At 54.3% G+C, this 21,835-nt stretch carries 20 protein-coding genes; 7 read left to right on the top strand and 13 right to left on the bottom strand.

Annotation, left to right across the window (positions count from 1 at the left end; genetic code table 11):
* Positions 1 to 91 precede the first annotated feature (91 nt).
* On the top strand, positions 92 to 550 hold the full coding sequence (locus HMPREF7545_RS02070) for an S-adenosylmethionine decarboxylase family protein (protein ID WP_040571135.1): 459 nt from the start codon (positions 92 to 94) through the stop codon (positions 548 to 550).
* A gap of 123 nt (positions 551 to 673) precedes the next feature.
* Here the strand turns inward: HMPREF7545_RS02070 and perR are convergent, their stop codons facing one another.
* The gene (gene perR, locus HMPREF7545_RS02065) at positions 674 to 1,126 is read right to left on the bottom strand and encodes a transcriptional regulator PerR (protein WP_040571134.1); all 453 of its coding nucleotides are present in this window, start codon (positions 1,124 to 1,126) and stop codon (positions 674 to 676) included.
* 188 nt (positions 1,127 to 1,314) lie between these two features.
* On the opposite strand from perR, the gene HMPREF7545_RS02060 reads away from it, so the two are divergent.
* Together HMPREF7545_RS02060 and HMPREF7545_RS02055 are read left to right on the top strand one after the other, a co-directional pair.
* Positions 1,315 to 3,504 carry a Tex family protein gene (locus tag HMPREF7545_RS02060; RefSeq protein ID WP_006694010.1) on the top strand — a complete coding sequence of 730 codons (2,190 nt, stop codon included), beginning with the start codon at positions 1,315 to 1,317 and terminating at the stop codon, positions 3,502 to 3,504.
* Positions 3,501 to 5,279, top strand: coding sequence for a nicotinate-nucleotide--dimethylbenzimidazole phosphoribosyltransferase (locus HMPREF7545_RS02055; RefSeq protein ID WP_006694009.1), 1,779 nt, complete (start codon positions 3,501 to 3,503; stop codon positions 5,277 to 5,279). The genes HMPREF7545_RS02060 and HMPREF7545_RS02055 overlap by 4 nt, the downstream gene beginning before the upstream one ends.
* A 37-nt stretch (positions 5,280 to 5,316) precedes the next feature.
* On the opposite strand, the gene HMPREF7545_RS02050 is transcribed toward HMPREF7545_RS02055, so the two are convergent.
* From HMPREF7545_RS02050 to HMPREF7545_RS02030, 5 genes are read right to left on the bottom strand one after another with little or no spacing between them, the layout of a single operon-like run.
* Positions 5,317 to 6,228 carry a hypothetical protein gene (locus HMPREF7545_RS02050; protein ID WP_006694008.1) on the bottom strand — a complete coding sequence of 304 codons (912 nt, stop codon included), beginning with the start codon at positions 6,226 to 6,228 and terminating at the stop codon, positions 5,317 to 5,319.
* Positions 6,229 to 6,244: 16 nt separating this feature from the next.
* Positions 6,245 to 7,189, bottom strand: a complete 945-nt coding sequence (locus tag HMPREF7545_RS02045; RefSeq protein WP_006694007.1) for a nitronate monooxygenase — start codon at positions 7,187 to 7,189, stop codon at positions 6,245 to 6,247.
* A 24-nt stretch (positions 7,190 to 7,213) separates the two neighbouring features.
* Positions 7,214 to 7,690 carry a 2-C-methyl-D-erythritol 2,4-cyclodiphosphate synthase gene (ispF, locus tag HMPREF7545_RS02040; RefSeq protein WP_006694006.1) on the bottom strand — a complete coding sequence of 159 codons (477 nt, stop codon included), beginning with the start codon at positions 7,688 to 7,690 and terminating at the stop codon, positions 7,214 to 7,216.
* Complete coding sequence (gene ispD, locus HMPREF7545_RS02035; RefSeq protein ID WP_006694005.1) at positions 7,687 to 8,457, bottom strand: 2-C-methyl-D-erythritol 4-phosphate cytidylyltransferase; 771 nt, start codon at positions 8,455 to 8,457, stop codon at positions 7,687 to 7,689. The genes ispF and ispD overlap by 4 nt, the downstream gene beginning before the upstream one ends.
* A gap of 24 nt (positions 8,458 to 8,481) precedes the next feature.
* Positions 8,482 to 9,636 carry a PIN/TRAM domain-containing protein gene (locus tag HMPREF7545_RS02030; protein WP_006696335.1) on the bottom strand — a complete coding sequence of 385 codons (1,155 nt, stop codon included), beginning with the start codon at positions 9,634 to 9,636 and terminating at the stop codon, positions 8,482 to 8,484.
* 202 nt (positions 9,637 to 9,838) lie between these two features.
* Between HMPREF7545_RS02030 and HMPREF7545_RS02025 the strand changes: the two genes are divergently transcribed.
* Genes HMPREF7545_RS02025 through HMPREF7545_RS02010 form a run of 4 tightly spaced genes read left to right on the top strand, consistent with a single transcriptional unit; the run spans position 9,839 to position 14,112 of the window.
* Positions 9,839 to 12,253, top strand: coding sequence for a TonB-dependent receptor plug domain-containing protein (locus HMPREF7545_RS02025; protein WP_006694003.1), 2,415 nt, complete (start codon positions 9,839 to 9,841; stop codon positions 12,251 to 12,253).
* A 23-nt stretch (positions 12,254 to 12,276) separates the two neighbouring features.
* Entirely contained in the window at positions 12,277 to 12,900 is a 624-nt protein-coding gene (locus HMPREF7545_RS02020; RefSeq protein ID WP_006694002.1) for a MotA/TolQ/ExbB proton channel family protein, read from the top strand.
* Entirely contained in the window at positions 12,897 to 13,304 is a 408-nt protein-coding gene (locus HMPREF7545_RS02015; RefSeq protein ID WP_006694001.1) for an ExbD/TolR family protein, read from the top strand. Before HMPREF7545_RS02020 ends, HMPREF7545_RS02015 begins: the two co-directional genes overlap by 4 nt.
* Before the next feature lie 4 nt (positions 13,305 to 13,308).
* Complete coding sequence (locus HMPREF7545_RS02010) at positions 13,309 to 14,112, top strand: TonB family protein (RefSeq protein ID WP_006694000.1); 804 nt, start codon at positions 13,309 to 13,311, stop codon at positions 14,110 to 14,112.
* A 53-nt stretch (positions 14,113 to 14,165) separates the two neighbouring features.
* Here the strand turns inward: HMPREF7545_RS02010 and HMPREF7545_RS02005 are convergent, their stop codons facing one another.
* The 7 genes from HMPREF7545_RS02005 to HMPREF7545_RS01975 form a co-directional block, all read right to left on the bottom strand.
* Positions 14,166 to 14,423 (bottom strand): cell division protein ZapA, encoded by a 258-nt coding sequence (locus HMPREF7545_RS02005; RefSeq protein WP_006693999.1) that lies wholly within the window; start codon positions 14,421 to 14,423, stop codon positions 14,166 to 14,168.
* A 15-nt stretch (positions 14,424 to 14,438) separates the two neighbouring features.
* A complete protein-coding gene (gene pheT, locus HMPREF7545_RS02000; RefSeq protein ID WP_006693998.1) occupies positions 14,439 to 16,871 on the bottom strand; it encodes a phenylalanine--tRNA ligase subunit beta in 2,433 nt (810 codons plus the stop codon).
* Positions 16,872 to 16,883: 12 nt separating this feature from the next.
* Entirely contained in the window at positions 16,884 to 17,912 is a 1,029-nt protein-coding gene (gene pheS / locus HMPREF7545_RS01995) for a phenylalanine--tRNA ligase subunit alpha (protein WP_040571133.1), read from the bottom strand.
* Between the two features lie 138 nt (positions 17,913 to 18,050).
* The gene (locus HMPREF7545_RS01990; RefSeq protein WP_040571132.1) at positions 18,051 to 18,710 is read right to left on the bottom strand and encodes a TatD family nuclease-associated radical SAM protein; all 660 of its coding nucleotides are present in this window, start codon (positions 18,708 to 18,710) and stop codon (positions 18,051 to 18,053) included.
* 73 nt (positions 18,711 to 18,783) lie between these two features.
* Complete coding sequence (locus HMPREF7545_RS01985; RefSeq protein ID WP_006693995.1) at positions 18,784 to 19,614, bottom strand: pyridoxamine kinase; 831 nt, start codon at positions 19,612 to 19,614, stop codon at positions 18,784 to 18,786.
* Positions 19,614 to 20,105, bottom strand: a complete 492-nt coding sequence (gene queF / locus HMPREF7545_RS01980) for a preQ(1) synthase (RefSeq protein WP_006693994.1) — start codon at positions 20,103 to 20,105, stop codon at positions 19,614 to 19,616. Before queF ends, HMPREF7545_RS01985 begins: the two co-directional genes overlap by 1 nt.
* Entirely contained in the window at positions 20,106 to 21,797 is a 1,692-nt protein-coding gene (locus HMPREF7545_RS01975) for a putative bifunctional diguanylate cyclase/phosphodiesterase (RefSeq protein ID WP_006693993.1), read from the bottom strand.
* Positions 21,798 to 21,835: the final 38 nt, after the last annotated feature.

Below are 21,835 nucleotides of genomic sequence, written 5' to 3'. Positions count from 1 at the left end.
AGGACGATTCGACCATATTCCTTGACGGACGACGGGCTTTCCTCTATAATGAGATCATGTAAACGTACCGTAATGGAGGAGAAAGAGACCGATGAACATTCAATCGAGACTGCTGACGGTGGATTTTTTTAACTGCAAAGGCGAATCGTTCAGCAATGAAGAAGCCCTTCGTGTCAAAGTCTCCGAAACACTTGCGGCACTTGATCTCGTTCCTCTGCAGACGATCACAGATGTACAGGAAAACGGTCATATCTCCTTGATGGCACTGCTGCCGGACGGTCATCTCGCACTTCACGTTCATCCGGATCTGCGTCATGTATCGCTCGACATCTATCTCTGCTGTGAGGATGCAGCACTCGATCCCATCGCGCATGTCATGCGCAATATATTCCAACCGGAAAAAATCAAGAGCACACATCTGCGGCGAGGCGACTTTCGCGCACCGTCGGAGATTCGTCCGAAAACCACAACCCGCGTTGCCCCTATACGCAAGATCAAAAGTACGGGCGCCAAGGTGATCCGTATTCTTGCGCGACGCAATCGCGGATAGGTACCCAAGATAAACGACTGCCAGATACACGCGAAAAACCCTTGAACAGCGCTCATAAACAGAGTTTGTTCAAGGGTTTTTTCTATAAGCGCGTCGGCCCGAAAAGGGCTCTAAAGCTTTAGATCAGCGCTGCGCCGTTTTATTCTTCTGACATTCCGGACAGTAACCGAAGAAATACATCTGCTGCGATACAATGCGGTAGCCTGTCACAGACGAAACATTCTTGTCGAGTGCCGGAAGCGCAGCAATCGGAACATCAGCAACCTTGTCGCAGGAAATACACCGAACATGCGGATGCACGGAGATATCCGCATCATAACGGAATGCCTCTTCGCCCACGTTCAGCTCGCGCACAATACCGATTTCACAGAACGCATCGAGCGACTTATAGACGGTAGCAAGACTCATCGTCGGGTAGTTCGGACGCAGTTCCTTGTACAGAGTCTCTGCTGTAGGATGCTCATGCGTTGCCGCCAGAGCAGCATAGACGGCCAGGCGCTGCGGCGTCACTTTTTTCTTATTCTGCCGCAGAATGTCTGTAACCTCATTGAGTGTCAGCATTGTATGTTCATGCATAATTGTTCCTACTTTTCATGTTCTCAAAACTAAAATCATTATTATTTATATATCATAATACTCTATTCGAAAACTCCTGTCAATAGTCCCAGCCCATCTTCCCCCATATGCGAATTCATCTCACTTTTTGCGTCTTGTTAAAATCATGCTATAATGAGGAATATTTCAGTCGAGAAAGGTTTGATTCCATGCGCATCTCCGATATCCCCTCCGCGATTGCAGACGAGCTCTCCATTCGTCCGCAGCAGGCAGCATCTGTCGTTGCGCTGCTCGATGACGGCAATACCATTCCGTTTATTGCGCGTTATCGCAAAGAAGCCACCGGCTCCCTCGATGATGAGATACTGCGCCGCATCGCGGCACGCTTGACGTATCTGCGCAGTCTCGTCAAGCGGCAGGAGGAGATCATCGCGCGCATTGAGGAGCAGGGGAAAATGACCGATGCACTGCGCGAGGCGATTGAAACCGCACAAAAACTTCAGTCCCTTGAAGACCTCTACCGTCCTTACAAACAGAAAAAACATACGCGCGCATCCATTGCACGGGCACGCGGTCTTGAGCAGCTTGCCGACGCCATCCTGCTGCAGAGTGAAATGCACGGCACACCGGAGCAATACGCCGCACCATTTGTAAGCGCGGAAAAGGAGGTACCTTCCCCTGCCGATGCTCTTGCCGGCGCGCGCGACATTATTGCCGAGACCGTCACGGACGACGCAGAACTGCGCCGCCTTATTCGTGAAAAATTCTGGAAAAACGCATTGCTCGAGACAGCCCTTGATGTAAAAGCGGAGGATGCACATGTGTTTCAGATGTACGACGGATACAGTGAGCCGGTACGCACTCTGCCCTCACATCGCATTCTCGCAATTAACCGCGGAGAGCGGAAAAGATGCCTCACCGTCCGCATTTCTGTTGATCATGAGGCGTATATCGAGTGGATCTGCGGGAGGATCTGCCGGCACCCGTCAATCTTCTCAGCAGAACTGCGCACGGCAATTGAGGACGGTTATAAACGTCTTCTTGTTCCTTCGCTCGAGCGTGAGCTGCGCGCACAGCTGACAGAACTTGCCGAAGAAAAGGCCATCAAGCTGTTCGGACGCAACCTGCGCCAGCTGCTCCTTCAGCCGCCGCTCGCGGGACATACAGTTCTTGGTCTTGATCCCGGCTATCGTACGGGCTGCAAAATGGCAGTTGTTGACGCCACAGGCAATGTTCTCGCGAGCGGTGTTATACAAATTACAAAGAGTGAAGGAGAGCGCAAAGCAGCGGCGCTGTCTGTCCAAAAGTTCATCAAAACACACGGCGTTACGCTCATCTCCATCGGCAACGGTACAGCCTCCTACGAGACGGAGCAATTTGTCGCGGCGTTGATTCGTGACAATAAGCTCAAAGATGTGCACTACCTCATTACAAACGAAGCGGGCGCTTCCGTCTACTCCGCCTCCCAGCTGGCGAAAGAGGAACTCCCCTCCTATGATGTCACAATCCGCGGCGCAGTCTCCATTGCCCGCCGCGTGCAGGATCCGCTCGCGGAGCTCGTCAAAATCGATCCACAGGCAATCGGCGTCGGACAGTATCAACATGACGTCAGCCAAAAAGAACTGAAAGAACGTCTGGATGCCGCCGTAGAAGATGCCGTAAACCATGTCGGTGTTGACCTGAACACCGCTTCTCCCGCATTGCTGAGGCGGATTGCAGGCATCAATGCCGCGGTTGCAAAGAACATTGTCGCCTACCGTAATAAAAACGGCAGATTTACCAATCGAAAGGCACTCCATAAAGTATCCCGTCTCGGCGATGCAGCCTTCACTCAATGTGCAGGCTTCCTGCGCATCTACGGAGGAGAAACGCCGCTCGACGGCACTGCCGTCCACCCCGAGTCTTACGAACTCGCGCGTGCCATTCTCGCGGAGCTCGGCACTGCAGAGGATGATCTACGCGACCGGGCAAAGTTCCCAGCTCTCGCGCTCAAAACAGCACGGGCGGAGCCTGCCGGCTTGGCCAAAAAACTGGGTGCAGGCATCCCAACCGTAACGGATATCCTGCGGGCAATCGCTCGTCCCGGCCGTGATCCGCGTGAGGAACTCCCCGCGCCGCTCATGCGGCAGAACATCGTGAAGCTCTCCGATCTCGCCATCGGCACCATTCTGCCGGGAACTGTCCGCAACATCACAGACTTTGGTGCATTCATTGACATCGGGCTCAAGCAGGCAGGACTCCTTCACATCTCCGAGATGAGCTGCCGCCGCGTGCGTCATCCACTTGACATACTGTCTGTCGGCGATGCACTTGATGTCATGATTATCAGCGTTGACGAGGAACGCGAACGCATCGGTCTCTCTTTGAAACGCATCAAAAAGGAAAAGGCACACGCATGAATCTTTTAGAACAGACAATTTCATCCATAAAAATCCCGGATGCGGCACTTCCCCATACCGTCGATACCGTTCTCACAACACATACAAGCATGAACTTCGGCCGCCTGAAAGAGGTACTGCTCCGTTATATCCGCATCACAGGCGAGCGCCATCCTGCCCCGCCGCAGACAAGCGTCATCATCTCCTGCGCCGATCACGGCGTCGCCGCCGAAAGTGTCAGCGCCTACCCCCCTGAGACCACGCTCAACATGATGTGCAACTATCTCATCACCCGCGGGGGCGCGGCCAACGCCGTAGCCAATTATGCGAATGCACAGCTTATTGTTGCTGATCTCGGTGTAAACGCCGATACGTCAGATATTCCAGGACTCCTGCACAAGAGCATTGCACGCGGAACCGCAAATATGACGGCAGGACCTGCCATGACCCGCGCACAGGCAATTCGTTCCGTCGAAGCGGGAATCGCTCTCGCAAATGACCGTGCTGATCACGGCGATCGCTGTATCCTGCCGGGCGAAATGGGCATCTCCAATACGACTTCGAGTGCGGCGATCGTCGCCGCATTGCTGGAGCTCACTCCCGAGGAGGTCACGGGACGCGGCGCGAACATCTCGGACAGACGTCTGGCACACAAGATTGAAATCGTCCGCCGCGCCCTCACCGTAAACGCTCCCGATGCGCACGATGGTCTGGACGTTCTGGCAAAGGTCGGTGGCTTCGAGCTCGGCTGCATCGCCGGCCTCATCCTGGGCGCCGCCGCACGACGAATGCTCATCGTGCTTGACGGTGCAAATACCACCTCTGCGGCGCTGATTGCCCACGCTCTTGCTCCGAACTGCGTTCATTATCTCCTCGCCTCACACGCATCGCTGACAGAACATTCGCAGCCCCATGCACTACGTCGTCTCAGTCTCTCCCCCATCCTGCGTCTCGATATTCGTCTGAGCGAAGCGGCAGGCTCCTCCATTGCGCTCCGCATGCTCACACAAATGATAAAGATATGGGACATATTGGACGAAGCCAAAGAAGGATCTCCTCTCTCCCCCCCGTTCAACTTTCCATGTCCGTCTCTTTGCCCACAGGAAGAAAAAACCACGGTCACATTCGCGCCACCGAGCGCATCTGCGATGGAAGCATGTCAATACCGGCTGGACAACCTGGCAAAACCGATTCACAGCCTTGGTTATCTCGAACGGATTGCCGTGCAGCTTGCAGGGACTACCGGCCGTGAATGCCCCCCTTCTGATCTGGGAGCAGCGCTCCTTATACTTGCGGATGGGAAGCTGTTCTCAGCAGATCTCAGCAAAATTCTCTCTGCAATAACCGCCGATACGCATATCTCCGTATATCTTCTCTCCACCCCGAAAAATATGTCTGCATCGAACGCAGCGCGCAGAGCGGCAGATACCCTGGCCCGCAGCCATCCGCTCCTCATTCTCGGCGCGGCGGGCGCAGGCGATGATGCTCTTGCCGGGGCAATCAACGGAGCAGCAGAAGCCGGCAGCCTCATCCTGCCCGGCGACACACAGTCGGATCGCGTCGCGCGTAAGTACGCCGGCACGAATTCGTCGCTCCGTCCATACATTCTGCACATCGTTCCGGACATGCTCACAGCGGATACGGAGATGCCTGCGGGAATCGCCGGCATCCTAGGCACAGAAATCGTCCGCGCTGCTCTTCATGTTGTAAACGATATGAAAACCTTTGCCGAAACCGGTGTCGCCGTCGCCATTGACGGCGCAGGCGCAGGTCGGCAGGTACGCGGACACGCATAAAAAATAAGGCAGAGATCTCTGCCTTATTTTTTTGCTGCTATATCTCAGCTTCAAGCTGTCCTTTCTTGAACACCTTTCCAATCGTGCCGAATTGGAACGTCGCCGTTTCCTTGACCGTAAACCGACCGTAGGTATTCCCCGCGCGATAGTTGGAATTGAATGCTTCGCGCATACCGCCCGCCATATGCATCTCTTCGCCATAGACGAGAAACGGATTCGGCACAACGGCAAAAAGGTTGTTGCCGAGAGGCATCCCCCAAAAATCAGCGTCACGCGTCGGCGTAACGGCAACAAAACGAGGCTCCAGCTCAGGGCGGCTCAGGCGCAGCTGCATATTCGTACAGCGCAGGCCCAGCACTTCATAGAGCTTGATAAAGTCATCCTGCGCCCTCTTCTTTTGGAACATCGTCCCCGGCACATCGTAGAGTGCATTATAGTCCCGCATATAGTCTGATGCCCGTTCGGCAGGCGTGCGCTCACGCAGCTCATGCACGGGAATCTGTTCCAATGTTTCTTCGGCGATTTTCCTGCGTGCGGCTTCGTTCTGTTTTGCACGGTCGCTCTGCATCGGCTCCTTGCCGCCTGTTGCTCTCGCATAGCTCCCCGCTGCCCGTTCCATCGCACTCGCAGCTCTGTCCCAAGGTGGCTCCTGCTGCTGAACCGGGGATGCCGTGTAGGCATGTGTCAGCTCATGCTTCATCTCCTCATCCAGGAGATCGCTTACAGAGGGAACGGCACGTACGGCGGTAGTATTTTCCTCTGCCGCACGGTCCCCAGCGCTTTGCGTCGCATCTGCCCGCATGGACAGCGGACGGTTCTTATTGTCCGCTGCACGCTCTATGCTCTGCACCAGTTCATCAATGCGGCTCTGCTGACGCAGCACCATCTTTTCGAGAAGCGTTACCCGCTTCGCGAGTTCATGAATCCGTGTCAGTTCGTCCGTGCCCATTCCCTTGTTTTACCCCTTAAATCTCAATCGATTTGGCGTGTGCAAGCGTCTCGCGTGCCTCGCGCACAATGCGCTCAATGATGACGCGCGTCGGCTCAATGCTGCGCAGAAGGGTCAGCGTCTCTCCCGCCTGTACCATACCGTTGACAACATCTCCGTCCACCGCGGCAAGCTTGTTCGTCCCCGTTGCACGGTCCAACAGTTCCTCTTTCGTCGCCTTGCCCGAATACTCGAGCGCAACGAATTCCTCAGAAAATTTATTCTTGACGCCGCGTACCGCGCCGCCGATAGTGATGCCTGTGACAATTGTATCCGTATCCACGGCTTCAATGAGTTTTGCCTTCACATTCGGATGTACGACACATTCCTCGGCGACAAGGAAGCGCGTTCCCATCTGAACACCTGCGGCCCCCATGAGGAGTGCTGCTGCGAGCCCCCGTCCGTCGCCGAAACCGCCTGCCATAATGACCGGCAGAGAAACCTCCGGGATAACCTGTTCCATCAGCGGCATCGTCGAGAGTACGCCGATGTGTCCGCCGGCTTCCATCCCCTCTACAACGATGGCATCCGCGCCCTTTTCCTCCACACGCTTCGCAAGCTTCACGCTCGGAACAACAGGGATAACCTTTACCCCGGCAGCATGGAGTTTTTCAAAATAGGGAACGGGATTGCCCGCACCGAGCGTAACGAATGCCGGCTTTTCCTCGCAGATAACATCGACGATCTCATCCCTATTCGGTGCCATAAGCATGACGTTCACGCCAAACGGGCGATCCGTCAGCGTGCGGCAGCGGCGAATCTCATCCCGCGTATACTCCGTTGTGCGGCCGCCTGTCGAGATGATGCCTGCGCCTCCCGCATTCGAGACTGCAGAGGCAAGATTTGCCTCCGAAATCCATGCCATGCCGCCCTGAATAATAGGAACCTCAATCCCCAGCAGTTTCTTCAGCTGATTTTCCATACTACTACCTCCATAACACATACTCTATATACGCTCTATGCCTGCAACAGCATAGGCGGACATCCCTTCACCTGCGCCCGTGAATCCGAGCTTCTCTTCTGTCGTCGCCTTAACATTGACATCTCCTGCATCAAGGCCGAGGAAGCGTGCAAGATTATCGCGCATCATCGGAATATACTGCTGGAGTTTCGGTGCCTGAGCTACAACTGTTGCATCCACATTGCCAATGGCATAGCCCTCGGCTCGTACGAGACGAGCAGTCTCCTCGAGCAGTTTTCCGCTGTCTGCGCCTGCAAAACGCACATCGGTATCGGGAAAATGCTTTCCGATATCCCCAAGCGCCGCTGCACCAAGCAAGGCATCCGAAACGGCGTGCAGAAGCACATCTGCATCCGAGTGCCCGAGCAGGCCCTTTTCATACGGAATATCTACCCCGCCTAGAATAAGTCTTCGTCCGTCAACCAGACGGTGGACATCGTAGCCGATCCCAAATCTCGTCATTCCCCGTCCCCCTTTCGCCGCCGAACGACCCCGCCAAGCAGACGTTTTGCCTCATGCACGGCAGTCTTCATCAGTTCTCCCGCGCCCATATCATTGCGCAGAATTGCCTCCGCAATGATCATGTCCTCAGGCGTGGTTACTTTGATGTTGCTGTATTCTCCTTTGACAATGTGAACCTTCGCGCCGATGCGCTCTACAAGGCTCGCGTCGTCCGTCCCGAGAAAGTTATCCTCGTCCGCACGCCGATTCGCCTCGATCAGAAGATCCTTGCGAAACCCCTGCGGGGTCTGCACCTGCCAAAGAGTGCTGCGCGGCGGCGTAGAAACAACAAGGGCATCCTCAGAGGCGATCTTGATCGTATTCTTCTCCGGCACAGCGACAATCGCTGCGCCCTCGGCACGCACGACGCGGATGAGCTCCTCGATCGTTTCACGCCGGATGAGCGGGCGCGCCGCGTCATGTACCAGAACGATATCTGCTTCCTCTGACACAAGTTTCAATCCGTTGCGAATAGAATACTGGCGCTCAGAACCGCCCTCAACGACCTGCCACGGAGCAAGCCCCTTGACGCGGCTGAGAAGATTCGTAACCGGTTCCACCTCATCCGCGCCGACGGCGATAATCAGCTCTCCGACCTCTGGCACTTTGGAAAATGTGAGCAGCGTGCGAAGAAGCATCGGCTTCCCAGCAAGAGTCAGAAAGACTTTATTCAGTCCCGCCTGCATCCGATGCGCCTGACCCGCCGCCGGGAAGACCACACTAACCATAATATCCTCCTGTGCGCCTGGCGATTACCGCGTCAATTTTGCAAAGATCATACGGCCTGCAGCCGTTTGGAGCGCCGACGTCACCTCGACAGAGACAACCTCATTCATACAGCGGAACCCGCCGTCTACAACGATCATGGTCCCGTCATCGAGATAGGCAAGCCCCTGTCCATGCTCTTTTCCCGGACGGACAATCTGCACCGTCATCAAATCGCCCGGAATAGCAACTGGCTTCACTGCATTGGAGAGCGCATTGATATTGAGTACAGAAACGCCGCGCAGCTGCGCGACCTTGTTCAAGTTGAAATCATTCGTGATAATCTTGCCGCCGACTTCCTGCGCCAGCTGAAGAAGTTTGGAGTCAACCTCTGTGATATCCTCAAAGTCTGCCTCAGTGATCTCCACCTTCATACGCGATTCTTTACGGATCTTTTGCAGAACGTCGAGCCCCCGGCGCCCGCGGACGCGCTTGAGAGAGTCCGGAGAATCCGCGATATGCTGCAGCTCTTCGAGGACAAAGACCGGAATGAGCAGCGTTCCTTCAAGGAAGCCTGTCTCACAGATATCCGCGATGCGGCCGTCGATGATGACGCTCGTATCGAGCAGTTTATACTGGCGTTCCGTTTGTCCGTCTCGCATCTGCACCGGAAGCGGTGCCGGAACACGCCCCTCACGGATGCGCGTCATCTCGCGCAGGAAACGCGGAATAAAGTCAAACGCCTCCGTAATTTCCTGCTGTTTCTTGACCATGATGTGGACGCCGAGGTAGCCGAGCACAACGCTGAACACAATGGGAATGTAATCGCCGACGATAGGAATCGTAGAAAACGAATCGCCCAACAGGCGTGCAATGATGAGTCCGATGAAAAGTCCGATCGCCCCGGCAATGACATCGCGTGTCGGCATCTTGCCCAGCTGTCCCTCTACCCACACTGAGAAACGTTTGAGACGTCCCGTAAAGAACGGCGCGAGAGGATAGCCAATGATACCGCCCAGAATCGTACCGGTGAGAATGCAGAGGAGCCCCGCAAGCGTGAGTCCGAAGATTCCAAGTTCCGTATGCCATAACGGCGCTGAAAAATAATCATTTGCAGTCGGCACGGCAAGCTCAAAGAGCGTTCCGCCGACAATTGCCATAAGGAGAACAACAAAAAAACGTAATACACGTTCAAGTAACAAATATTCACCTCCCCTCGTATAAATATCTTGCAGGATCACCGCTTCATACTGTGTTCCTCAACTTTTTCAGTATAATAAAAAAAGGTTGCATTGTCAAAATGCACTGGTATAATTATTAAAGTATTTTAATTGACATATCCCCCTATCCCCCTATAATGATAATGGTATTCAATCTTTTCTTCATTTATAGGAGGATAAAAAAATGTCGTTCAAAGGCAAAATATGTCAAGGAAGAGCCGCCGTACTGACAGCCGCCGTACTTGCTTGCCTTAGTTCACCATATGCCTATGCATCAGAAGACATTCCGGAGGAGGATACATCAAACGTCTCAACCAAAGATATTCACGTGGAAGCGGACTTTGATAAAGAGATGCTCAAGGAAGCGCCCGAGACGAAGACCATCATCTCCCGCGCCGACCTTGACCGCAAGGGGGCACGCACACTCTCGGACGCGCTCGCTGCAGAACAGGACATCCAGATGGGAACGGACAACATGGGCCGCAAGACTGTCGGCATCCGCGGCGCAGAACCTCGTCACACCCTCATTCTTGTCGATGGCCGCAGACTTGCGGGAGGGCTGAGCAAATATTATGGTGCGACAGATGAAATCAACCGCATCGGACTCGATGACATTGATCACATCGAGATCATCCGCGGTTCTGGTACAGCACGCTATGGCGCGGATGCCATCGGCGGCGTCATCAACATCATCACAAAGATCTCGCACAAACGGAGGATTCGTCTCACAACCGAGGGCTCGTGGATCGATGCGGGCGGCAGCCAGTACAACCACAGTATTGGCTACTCGACCGGCGATCTTGGCGGCGGCACCTATATGGACTTCTCCTATGGCTGGAGCAAGACTGCGCCGTATCTTTACGATAAGGACGGCTCGTCCATGCAGTACTACGGAAAGCGTAATCCGATGAGCGCACGCGTCGAGTTCAATATTGGCAAAAATGAGACTCTGACAATTTCTGCTGATCGGCAGACGGAGGACTTGGAGAAGGATACTCCGCTGGGCAGAATCATAGATATGAAAGCATTTGAAGACGCATGGCGCAATAACTTCAGTGTCGACTGGAAAAAGCAGACCAATCGCGTGGATTACCGTATACGCGCCTATCAAACGGAACATGACTCCGATGTGAATTATGATGTCTTCGGCAAGCCCGGCGTTCCCTACCGCCATTTCTACTTTGATTATTTCAATCGCGTGGATAATGTCCTGGAGGCGTCGGCGGGGATTATGGCGCATGATAAGCACTACGTGACTCTCGGTGCAGACTATCATGATGAGAGCGGCGAAGGGACACGCATTCGCGTCCCGGGACAAACGCCATCTCAGCAGACAAGGCTCTACACCTTCCCCAATCCAAGCGATCCGTCCGATCCGAATATACGGTCTTACACCGGCGATATCTATGAGACCTCGCTCAACTACTACAGCGCCTATATTATGGATGACTGGCAGGTCGGCAAGAAACTGCTCGTAATTCCTGCCATGCGTTACACGAACCACAGTCATTTCGGCGTAAACGTCTCACCATCCATCGGCGCAACGTATAAGCCGCAGAGCAACGTCCGCATCAAGGCAAACATCGGAACGAGCTTTGCCACAGGCGGCATTGCTGAACTCTACCATGACTGGGAGATGTATGAGCCCTCCCTGAACCCTTCACCGCCGATCCGCAACGGATGGCTGTTCGAAGGCAATCCCGAGCTCAAGCCTGAGAAGGCGCTCAATATGGATATCTCCGTTGAAAAGGATTTCGACAAAAAGACGAGTGCGAAGATTACACTCTTCCGCAACGATTACAAAGACTATATGCAGATCATGTATACGGGAGAAAAAGAGAGTAAGAATCTCTATGGACGCACCTATTATGATACGCATATACGATATCCGGACCCTTGGGGGTTCAGCAGCTATGATGATCTTGCAGCAGCACTTCAAGCAGCAAACAACTGGACGGACATCGAAAACAATGTGATTGACGACTCCTCTTATGCAAGCGGTATTCCGGCTACGGATGATGTCTATACCTATGCAAATATTTCAAAGGCACGCACGCAGGGCATTGAGGCGGAGGTTTCGCACCAGATGTCTCGAGATTTCAATATAAAGGCAGGCTATACCTATCTCGACGCCTATGACCGCCAGACCGGCAACCGCCTGGAGGGGCGCGGCCGCCATATGTTCAACCTCACGATGACCTACGATGACCGTAAACACGGCTGGCGCGCTACCCTCTGGGGCGACTATACGCGGAACTACCTCGATATCCGCGACCGCGTCGCAACGGGACGCATCTTTGGCGGCGCCGGAGCAATGGAGCATCTCGAGTTTACCGATCCAAATACAGGAGAAGTATATCGTGTATTCCGGAATGAAGGCGATGCAAAAACTTACATGCGAGGCGATATTGAGCACGGCTTCACCCGTGAGAAAGTCGCCCGCGAGAAGAACTACGGCCTGTGGAATCTCATGATCGAAAAGGACTATCACCACTTCCTCACGTTCTACGCCGGCATCACGAATCTGTTCAATCAATACGATCCATACCTTGGTATGGCAGGGCGCATCTACCGCTTCGGTATGCGCATGACATTCTAAATTCTATAAAGGAGCAACAACATATGTCAGGTTTCGAAAGTGCAGTACACCTCTTTCACAGCGGCGGACTGGTTATGTATCCCCTGCTGATTCTCTCGCTGATCACATTTGCGATTGCTGTGGAGCGCTTCTACTATTACCGCATCAATCGCAAAGGTTCGCGCACGTTCTTCCACGGTGTCTATCACGCCGCTGTACAAAAGGACTGGGATACGATCGGCAAGCTCTGCAAAGAGTTCCCTTCCGCAGTCAGCCGCATCGTTGAGAGCGGCATAGAGAATGCCGGCACAGAGACAGCGATGAAGGGCGCATTCTCGGACCGCATGTCCATGGAGGCAATCAACTTCCGCCGCTATCTCGACTACCTGAGCGCAATCGTCACGATTGCCCCTCTGCTCGGGCTGCTCGGTACGGTTACAGGTATGATCCAGACATTCAGTGTCCTCGATGAAGGCGGCGGCGCAGGAGCGATCACGGGTGGTGTCGGTGAGGCACTCGTTGCAACGGCAACGGGTCTTTGCGTTGCCATCATTGCATTCTGCGTCTACACCTACTTCAGCCATCAGCTCGATGCTGTCGTCACGGATACAGAGCGTCTCTGCGCAACAATTGTCACTGCGAAAAAAGAAAGCTGGGAGGAACGATGAATTTTAGCAATCATCGACTGAAAAAGAAGCCGGAGTTCATGATCATCCCGATGATCGACATTATTTTCTTCCTGCTCGTCTTCTTTATGATGAACAGCCTGCAGACAGTCGCACAAAAGGCTCTTGCCGTTCAGCTCCCGCAGGCGCAAAGTGCAACTGCCCCGGCGCAGCTGCCGATCATTATGACGCTTGATGAGGAAGGTCATATCACAATCGACAACAATCCCGTGAGCATCACAGAGTCCGCGGCAATCATGAAACGTCATATGCAGGAGAACCCGAACGCTGCGGTCGTCCTGCAGGCAGATAAGCGCACGGCACACGGTCAGGTGGTCGCCGTAATGGATATGCTCAAAGGAGCGGGGGTAAAACGGCTCTCGATCGCCGCAGAACAGAAGGGATAGATATATGGAGCAGCAACTCTCATGGAGTAAAGCCTATATCGTCTCTGCCGTCATACATCTCGTGATCTTCCTGCTGCTCGCGATCGGTCTTGCCGTCGTTGTTGCCGAAAAAGAGCAGCAGACGTATGAGATCGACCTGCAGGCTTCTGATTTCAGCCAGGGCAGCGGTCATGCCGGGGGCGGCGGGGGCAGTGAGAGCCTCTTCCCCGAACCGCTCAAGGCAGAGGAAGTAGCAAAACGTGTCGAGACGGTACAGCAGACCATGCCAACGGTACATCCTGTATCTGAGACTGTGGCACCGGTACAGGATGCCGTCTCTCCGCCCACGCAGTCATCTGCGTCAACACCATCCGCAGCCTCCTCAACAGGAACATCAACTGGGGGTGAACCCGGCAGCGGCAGCGGGAGCGGCGGCGGCAACGGCTCGGGGTCAGGAACGGGCAGCGGCGACGGTACAGGCGACGGTCAGGGCGTCGGCGAGGGCTCTGGAGCAGGTCAAGGGTCGGGCAACGGCAATGTCTCCGGCACGGGCAATGTTCCTTTTGATAAAGAAGGCTTCTGGGCCGCAGTCAATGCGAACAAGGAATATCCCTACATGGCTATGAAGCGCCAGATCGAGGGCACAACGACGATTATCACCACAATTAGCGCCTCCGGCGTGATCACAAATGTATCGGTTGCCTCATCTTCAGGAAACAGTTTGCTTGACGAGGCAGCAGTCAATGCAGCATACGCTGTCGGTACCTTTCCAAATCCCACCGGTGCAGCGCTACCGGTCACCACAAAGATCAGCTTCAATCTTCGGTAAAGCAAAAACAGGCTGCGATGGAAATATTCCATCGCAGCCTGTTTTTATGCCTGTTACTTTTCCTCGAGCAGCTGAACGAGCTCATCATAGTCGCGTTGGAGCTGCTCATATTCGTCCATCATCTGGAGAACGGTAAGAGAGGCAATGCGCTGCACATCGAAACTTCGCACCTTCTTCGACATTGCCTTGATGCGTCGATCACTCTCCGCCGCAAGACGTTTGAGGCGTTCCGGCTCATCCGTCTTGAGCTGGTAACTCTGCCCGAACATCTCAACGACGACCCGTTGTATTTCCTTTTTCTCCTCAGCCATGGCTCACACCGCCTTCTATCGAAGCTGCGCGTGCAGCTGCTCCTCTGCCGCACGCAGGATATCAGAAAATGCCGCGTCCACTTCCTCGTCAGTCAGCGTCTTATCATCCGACTGGAAATACAGATGGAATGCCATGCTCTTTTTCCCCTCTGCGACCTGCTTGCCCATATAAATATCAAACAGCGTCGCGCTGCGGAAAAATTTCCCGCCATTCTTGGCGATCACGCGATCGATCTCCGATGTCGTGAGGTCGGCATCGACAAGAATCGCAAGATCACGGGTCGATGCCGGATACTTCGGCAGGGCCGCGATCACGGTCTTTTTCCTGCGATAGCGCAGAAGCGTCTCCGCATCCATCTCAAAGATATAAACGTTCTGTGCGATTCCAAAATTCGCGGCAATCGTCGGATGCAGCTCCCCGACCACAGCGATTACATCACGGCCCTTCTTAAAGAAGGCTGTCTTGCCGGGATGCAGGGCAAAGTGCTCGCCGCGTTCCACGGTATATTTCTGCACGCCGATCGCCGCGAGGAAGCGCTCCACAATGCCCTTCATGTCGTAGAAATCGACCAGATCATTGCTCGTATCCCACGCGATCGGGCTGCGGCGTCCCGTAATGAGACCCGCGATCTTGAGTTTTTCGTGAACAAGTTCCGTGACAGGCAGTGCCTTCGGAAAAAATACCGGCGCAATATCAAAGAGACGGAGATCTGTATTCTTGCGCGCAACATTGCGTGCTGCATTCTCAAGCATGCTGGTAAGGAGCGTCGTCCGAATGAGCGGATATTCATCGGTCAGTGGATTCATAATCGGGATTGCCTGACGCAGCGGGCTGTCCGGAGGGACGCCGAGTTTGTCGAGTGTTTTTTCGCTGGTAAAACTAAATGACAGTTCTTCCGTCATGCCGAGTGCACAAAGCGACTCACGCATGGCATCGACGAAATCCTGCATCTCACTCGTACGTCCTTGCTGAACAGCGCCCATGGGCAGACGTGAAGCGATGTTATCATATCCGTAGAAGCGTGCAACCTCCTCAGAGATATCCTCCATCATCGTCACGTCTCCGCGCCACGAAGGAACGGCGACGCGATAGGTCTCAAGCGCCTTCTCCTCAACAATGAACCCGAGCGAGCGGAGCGCGGATGCCATCCAGTCGCCGGGGATATTCGCACCGATGCGCTCCCCGACCGTGCGTGCGCTGAACTCAAGTACTGTCGGGACGCGACGCGTCGGATAGATATCGACAACGCCCTTTGCTACCGTGCATGCTCCCATCTCCGCAAGGAGCTGTGCAGCTCGCGTTGCCGCGCGCACGGTCTCGGTCTCATCAACACCTCGTTCAAAGCGGCCGGAAGCCTCAGAGTGAAGCCCAATGCGGCGTGCTGTACGCCGGATCGTCGGTCCATGGAAGGCCGCAGCTTCCAGAATGACGGAGGTTGTCCCGTCTGTAATCTCAGATTCCAGACCGCCCATAATGCCTGCAAGTCCGGCGGGCTTTTCACTGTCGGCAATCACCAACTCATCGCCGACAGCTGTACGTGCGGAGTCGTCGAGTGTATGAAGATTTTCCCCCGCATGCGCACGGCGAGCCGTGAGGATATGTCCGGCAACAGCGTCGTAGTCATAGGCGTGAAGAGGCTGACCGAGCTCGAGCATGACAAAGTTCGTAACATCGACGACATTATTGATCGAACGAATACCCGCGCCGTGCAGGCGATCCACAATCCATGCAGGCGATGGGGCAATCTTCACATCACGCAGGACACGCGCCGAAAAGCGCCGACAGAGATCCGCGTCTGCAATTTGAATCGTGACGAGATCAGAGGCATTATCCTCGGCCGTCTCTCCTACCTCAATCTTCGGGAGATGCAGTTCTTTTCCGGTCAGTGCTGCAATCTCACGTGCAATCCCAATCACGCTGAAGCAGTCTGCACGATTCGCCGTCAGCTCGAACTCAAGCACGACATCGTCCAGCCCAAGCGCCTCTGCTGCGGGAATCCCGACAGGTGTGTCATCCGGCAGGATATAGATCCCGTGAATCTGCTCATCGGGCAGTCCTTCGATATCAATCGCGAGTTCCCCCGCCGAGCACATCATTCCGTTTGAAGGAATGCCGCGCAGCTTCCCCTTTGAAATCTTCTTCCCATCGGGAAGAATCGAGCCGACCAGAGCGACGGGAACGACATGTCCTTCGCGCACATTCGACGCGCCGGTAACAATCTGGAGGAGATCATCTCGACCGATGTTCAGCTGACAGATGAGCAGATGATCGGAATCCGGATGCGGTACGATCTTTTCGATGCGCCCTGTGATGACTTTTTCCAGCCCTTCATCTGCACGTACGATGCGCTCCACGGGGACACCTGCCATCGTGAGGCGATCTGCAATTTCCTCCGCTGTCTCATCAATATCCACATAGTCTTTCAGCCATTTGATGGAAACCTGCATTGTATCGCCTCCTTAAAACTGATGTAAAAACCGCACATCGTTGTCATAGAACAGGCGCAGATCATCCACACCGTAGGCGAGCATCGCAATGCGCTCGACGCCCATACCGAATGCGAACCCGGATACCTGCTCGGGATCGTAGCCGCTCATACGAAGGACATTCGGGTGTACCATACCTGCACCGAGGATCTCAAGCCATCCCGTCCCCTTACACACACGACATCCTGTGCCATGACAGGAGGAGCAAGAGATATCGACTTCTGTTGAGGGTTCCGTGAACGGGAAAAAGCTTGGTCGAAAGCGCACCTTTGCCTCCGCATCAAAAAGCTGATGGAGGCAAAGTTCAAGCGTTCCCTTGAGATCGGCAAAGGAGATCCCTCGGTCGATCACAAGCCCCTCTACCTGCGTAAACATTGGCGAATGCGTTGCATCATATGAATCGCGGCGATAAACACGCCCAGGCGCAATCATGCGAATCGGGGCATTTGGCTCGCTCTTTTGCATCGTACGCGCCTGGACAGGCGAAGTCTGCGACCGCAGGAGAATATCCTCCGTGATATAGAACGAGTCCTGCATATCGCGCGCGGGATGATCCTTCGGCAGGTTCAGCGCCTCAAAGTTATAGTAATCACTCTCGATCTCAGGGCCTTCCTCGATGGTGAATCCCATCTGCAGAAAGATCTTCTTGATGCGGTTCAGCGTAATCGTCAGCGGATGGAGATGCCCGACCTGCTCCGTACGTCCCGGCAGTGTCACATCAATTTGCTCAGAGGCAATCTTTTCCGCAAGCGCACGGCGCGAGAGCTCCTCAGATTTTTCCGTGAACAGCGCCTCGAGTTCGGCACGCGCTTCGTTGACGATCTTACCGATGCGCGGACGCTCCTCCTCCGCAACCGCACTCATACTGCGCAGAAGCGACGTGATCTCTCCCTTTTTTCCCAGAAATTTCACGCGAATATCATTGAGTTCGCCAAGACTGCTCGCCGTGTCTGCAATCGCAGCGCGGGCACGCGCCTTGAGTTCTCTGATTTTCTCGTCCATATCGTCCTCCTGTATGCGCACGAAATCATATCCTCTGTCGGGACTTACTCTGTCTCTTATACAAAAATATCAACAATCAGTTTACCATATCCATCTCAAAAAATCTATATTTTAGCACGCGCAAAGAGCGCAGTCCCGTCAACTGTCCTCATAAGGACGAACGCGCAGAGTCAGCCCGCGCTCTGCACAGATCCTTCGGCAAAGGGCGATCTCCTCTGCATCCTCGACCTTTTCCACCACCGTGAGCACGACATTCGGCACGTATGGCTTACAGTGCTCGGCAAATGTGAGCATTGCCTCATAGGAGGAGATGCCGAATCTCGAACGCGTGAGCGCGAGATAGCGTTCCGCATTGGAAGCATTGAGACTGATCGAGACGGTATCGAGCAGACCCGCAAATTGATCAGCAAATACATATCCGTGTTCCAGTTCGCCGAGGCCGTTCGTATTAACGCGCGTCGGCATATCCGGATGATGTTCCTTGACCCAGCGCAATACGGAAAGTACCGTGTCAAGGCGGATCAGCGGCTCGCCGAATCCGCAGCACACCACCTCGCGCACATATTGCCACGGCAGGCGCTCAAGCTCCTCGACAATCTCGGGGAGACTCGGATCATGTTCGATCCAGAGCGAGGATTCCCGCGCCATCTCCTTCATACTGCGCAGGCAAAAAACGCAGTCGCAGTTGCAGTCATTCGTAATATTGACATAGACGGCACGCTTCCCCTCCGGCTGCTCGCGAAGGCTCTCTTCCATCGGGAGATAACGGCCTCCCGCATGTGTTGCATATACAATCATAACATATACTCCTAATCATACACAGATATGAGAAAAGCTGCCGCATCGCGGCAGCTTTTGCATGCAAAGACACTCACAGCACCGTAAGCTCACCCATAAACGCTTCAAACGGAAGTCCATAGTTCCACGGCAGGCCAAGCTCCTCAGCATAGAGAAGGCAGTGCCCAATGAAATCTGCAGCAACCTGTGCCCCCTCCGCAAGCGGCATACCGCGCACGAGTGCGGCCGCAACAATCGCCGCAAACGCATCGCCGGAACCGGATCGATCATGGCCGACCTTTGCATTGTCAAAAGAATGGCCTCTGCCGTTTCCATAGAGATAGGTCCGCACCCGATCCCCCGCGTGAAGGCCCGTGATGATGACATCGCGCGGTCCCATCGCCGCAATGTCTGCCGCCATCTTTTCAAGCGCAGGCATAGACACCAATCCCCCCGGCGGATACGGGACCCCCAGCAGCTGACACGCCTCCGTGAGATTCGGCGTCACTACATCCGCATGCGGAAGCAGCTGCCGCATCTTCGCACAGAGTTCCGGTGTATAGGAAGAATAGAGCTTACCGTTGTCTCCCATGACGGGATCGACAATAACCTCGGTATCCTTCCCCTTAAAACGGCGAATGCACTCAAGCACGACCTCGATCTGCTCCTCCGAACCGAGAAACCCTGTCAGCAGAGCATCGAAAGTCAGTCCGTTTTCTGCCCAATTTTCCATATAGGGGCGCATACGCGCCGTATAATCGTCGAGATAGTGATTCGGGAATCCCGTATGCACGGAAAGTATCGCCGTCGGGAGCGGACATGCCTGCACGCGCATCGCTGAGATCAGAGGAAGCTGCACCGTCACGGAACAACGGCCGAATCCCGTGATGTCGTTGATGAGGGCAATTCGTTTCTGGTGCGCCATCAGCGATTATCCACCCGTTCTGGTACACGGTCATGCATAGAGAGGCGAGTCCATGCCAGCTCCTCGTACTTCGTCCCCGGAATGCCGTAGTTCGCATAGGGATCGATGGAAATCCCGCCGCGCGGCAGAAACTTCCCCTGCACTTCGATATATTTCGGAGCCATTAACTGAATGAGATCTTTCATGATGATATTTACCACATCTTCGTGAAAGTCTCCATGATTGCGAAAGCTCACTAGATAGAGCTTCAGCGACTTGCTCTCGACCATGCGCTCTGCCGGCATATAGGAGATGTAAATCGTCCCGTAATCCGGCTGTCCGGTAATCGGGCAGAGCGTCGTAAACTCAGGGCAGTTGAAGCGCACCCAGTAATCATAATCTGTATGTTTGTTCCGGAAGGTCTCAAGCGCCTCGGGCGCATAATCATAGCCGTAATTTGTCCGCTGTTCCCCGAGGAGAGTAAGCCCTTCCCCCGTTTTTTCTCTTGCCATTCACATACCTAAAAATTTCTGTTCGAATATATCCTGCGGTTCGGGACGACCAAAGAGATACCCCTGGATCGTATCTGTCTTGCATATCTTGACAAGGCAGTCGTATTCATCCTGCCGTTCAACACCCTCAATGCATGTCGTCATGCCAATGCTGTGGCAAAGATCGACTGTATACTCGACCAACTTCCGATCGAAATGATTCTCAAGGATTCGCATGACAAACGCGCGGTCAATCTTGACGATGTCACAGTTGAGGTTCTTAAGTGAGGACAGCGATGAATAGCCCGTCCCGAAGTCATCCATGGCAACCTTGATGCCGCGTCTGCGGAATGCATCAAACTGTGCATTGACGAATTTCAGATCGCTGACAATCTTGCTCTCCGTCAGCTCGAGCACCACTGCATCCGCCGGCATATCGTGCCGCCGCAGGCAGTCCTCCACAAACTCAAGGAGCGATAGGTCCTTGATCTGCTCATAGCTCATATTGATGCTCATGCAGAAATTTGGAATCTGCTTTCTCCATTCCTTGCAGACACGCAGCGCCTGCTCGAAGATCCAGCGGCCTACCGGCACAATCGTCTTGGTCTCCTCGAGAATCCGGATAAACTCCATCGGAGCAACCATGCGCCCCTTGTTGTTTTTCCAGCGCAACAGAGTCTCAGCTCCGACCAAGTGCTGATCGTCGCCTGCCACTTGCGGCTGAAAGTAAAGTTCGAAATTGCGGCAGCCCGCCTTCACATCCTGCAAAATCTGCTCCTGAATGGTAAGCGAGCGCAGCCAACGGTTATAGACCTCTTTTGAGAACTCATTGATGCGGTTCTTCCCGCCGGCCTTCGCCGCATCCAATGCAGCCTGCGCGTATTTGTGCAGAACCAGGGGATCGCGCGCTGACTGCGGATAGAACACCATGCCGGCCGACACAGTGACGATATACTGACGCCCGTCATAGACCTGAGGATGCGCGAATTCACGCTGTACACGGGCAAAGAACTCCTTGAGCATCTCTTCATCTGCATCTGGGTATATGAGTCCGAATTCGTCGCCGTCCAATCGATAGAGCGAGAGTTTCCGCGGAATATTCTGGAGAATACGCTCTGAGAGCTGCCGCAGAATAATATCTCCGACCTCGTGATTAAACGCCTCGTTGACGGTACGGAAATTGTCGATCCCCATAACGAGAAGTCCGCCTCCGCCGCCTGTCTCGCGTGCCGTACGCAGGGCAGTTCCAAGATCCTCAATGAATTGATAGCGATTGAGGAGACCTGTCACAGAATCTGCCGCGCTGCGCCGCGCAAGCTGGCTGATCGTCCCGACGAAAAGGTTCGGCGTGCCATCCCCGGCAAAACCGAGCCTTCCCTTCAAACGCAGCCATGAAAAATCCCCTTTCGCGTCGCGCATGCGGAAATCCAGCTGGCGATCCCGTCCCTCTGTCAGATGATCCAGCGAAGAAAAGAGGGCCTCCAGAGGTTTTCGATCTTGGATATAGACGAGAGGTTCCAAGACATCCGCAACATGCACTAAAGTCTCTGCAGGGAGGCCATATGTTTGGACGAATGCCGGTGCAGCAAGAAAGATATCGGCAGCCGGGTCCATCATAAAGGTGAAATCGGACGTCGTATTTTTCATCAGATCAAAGATGAACTTATGCTGCTTCAGCACAGGGCTCAACGAGATCCTCTTCTTTCCGCTCATATTCCCTTCCTCACTTTTCTGTTCTCAAATGTACGATG

The organism is Centipeda noxia ATCC 43541, from assembly GCF_000160555.1.
Classification (GTDB): Bacteria; Bacillota; Negativicutes; order Selenomonadales; family Selenomonadaceae; genus Centipeda; species Centipeda noxia.
The sequence above is the reverse complement of the archived record's forward strand: the minus strand, read 5'-3'. Positions and strand labels throughout refer to the sequence as shown.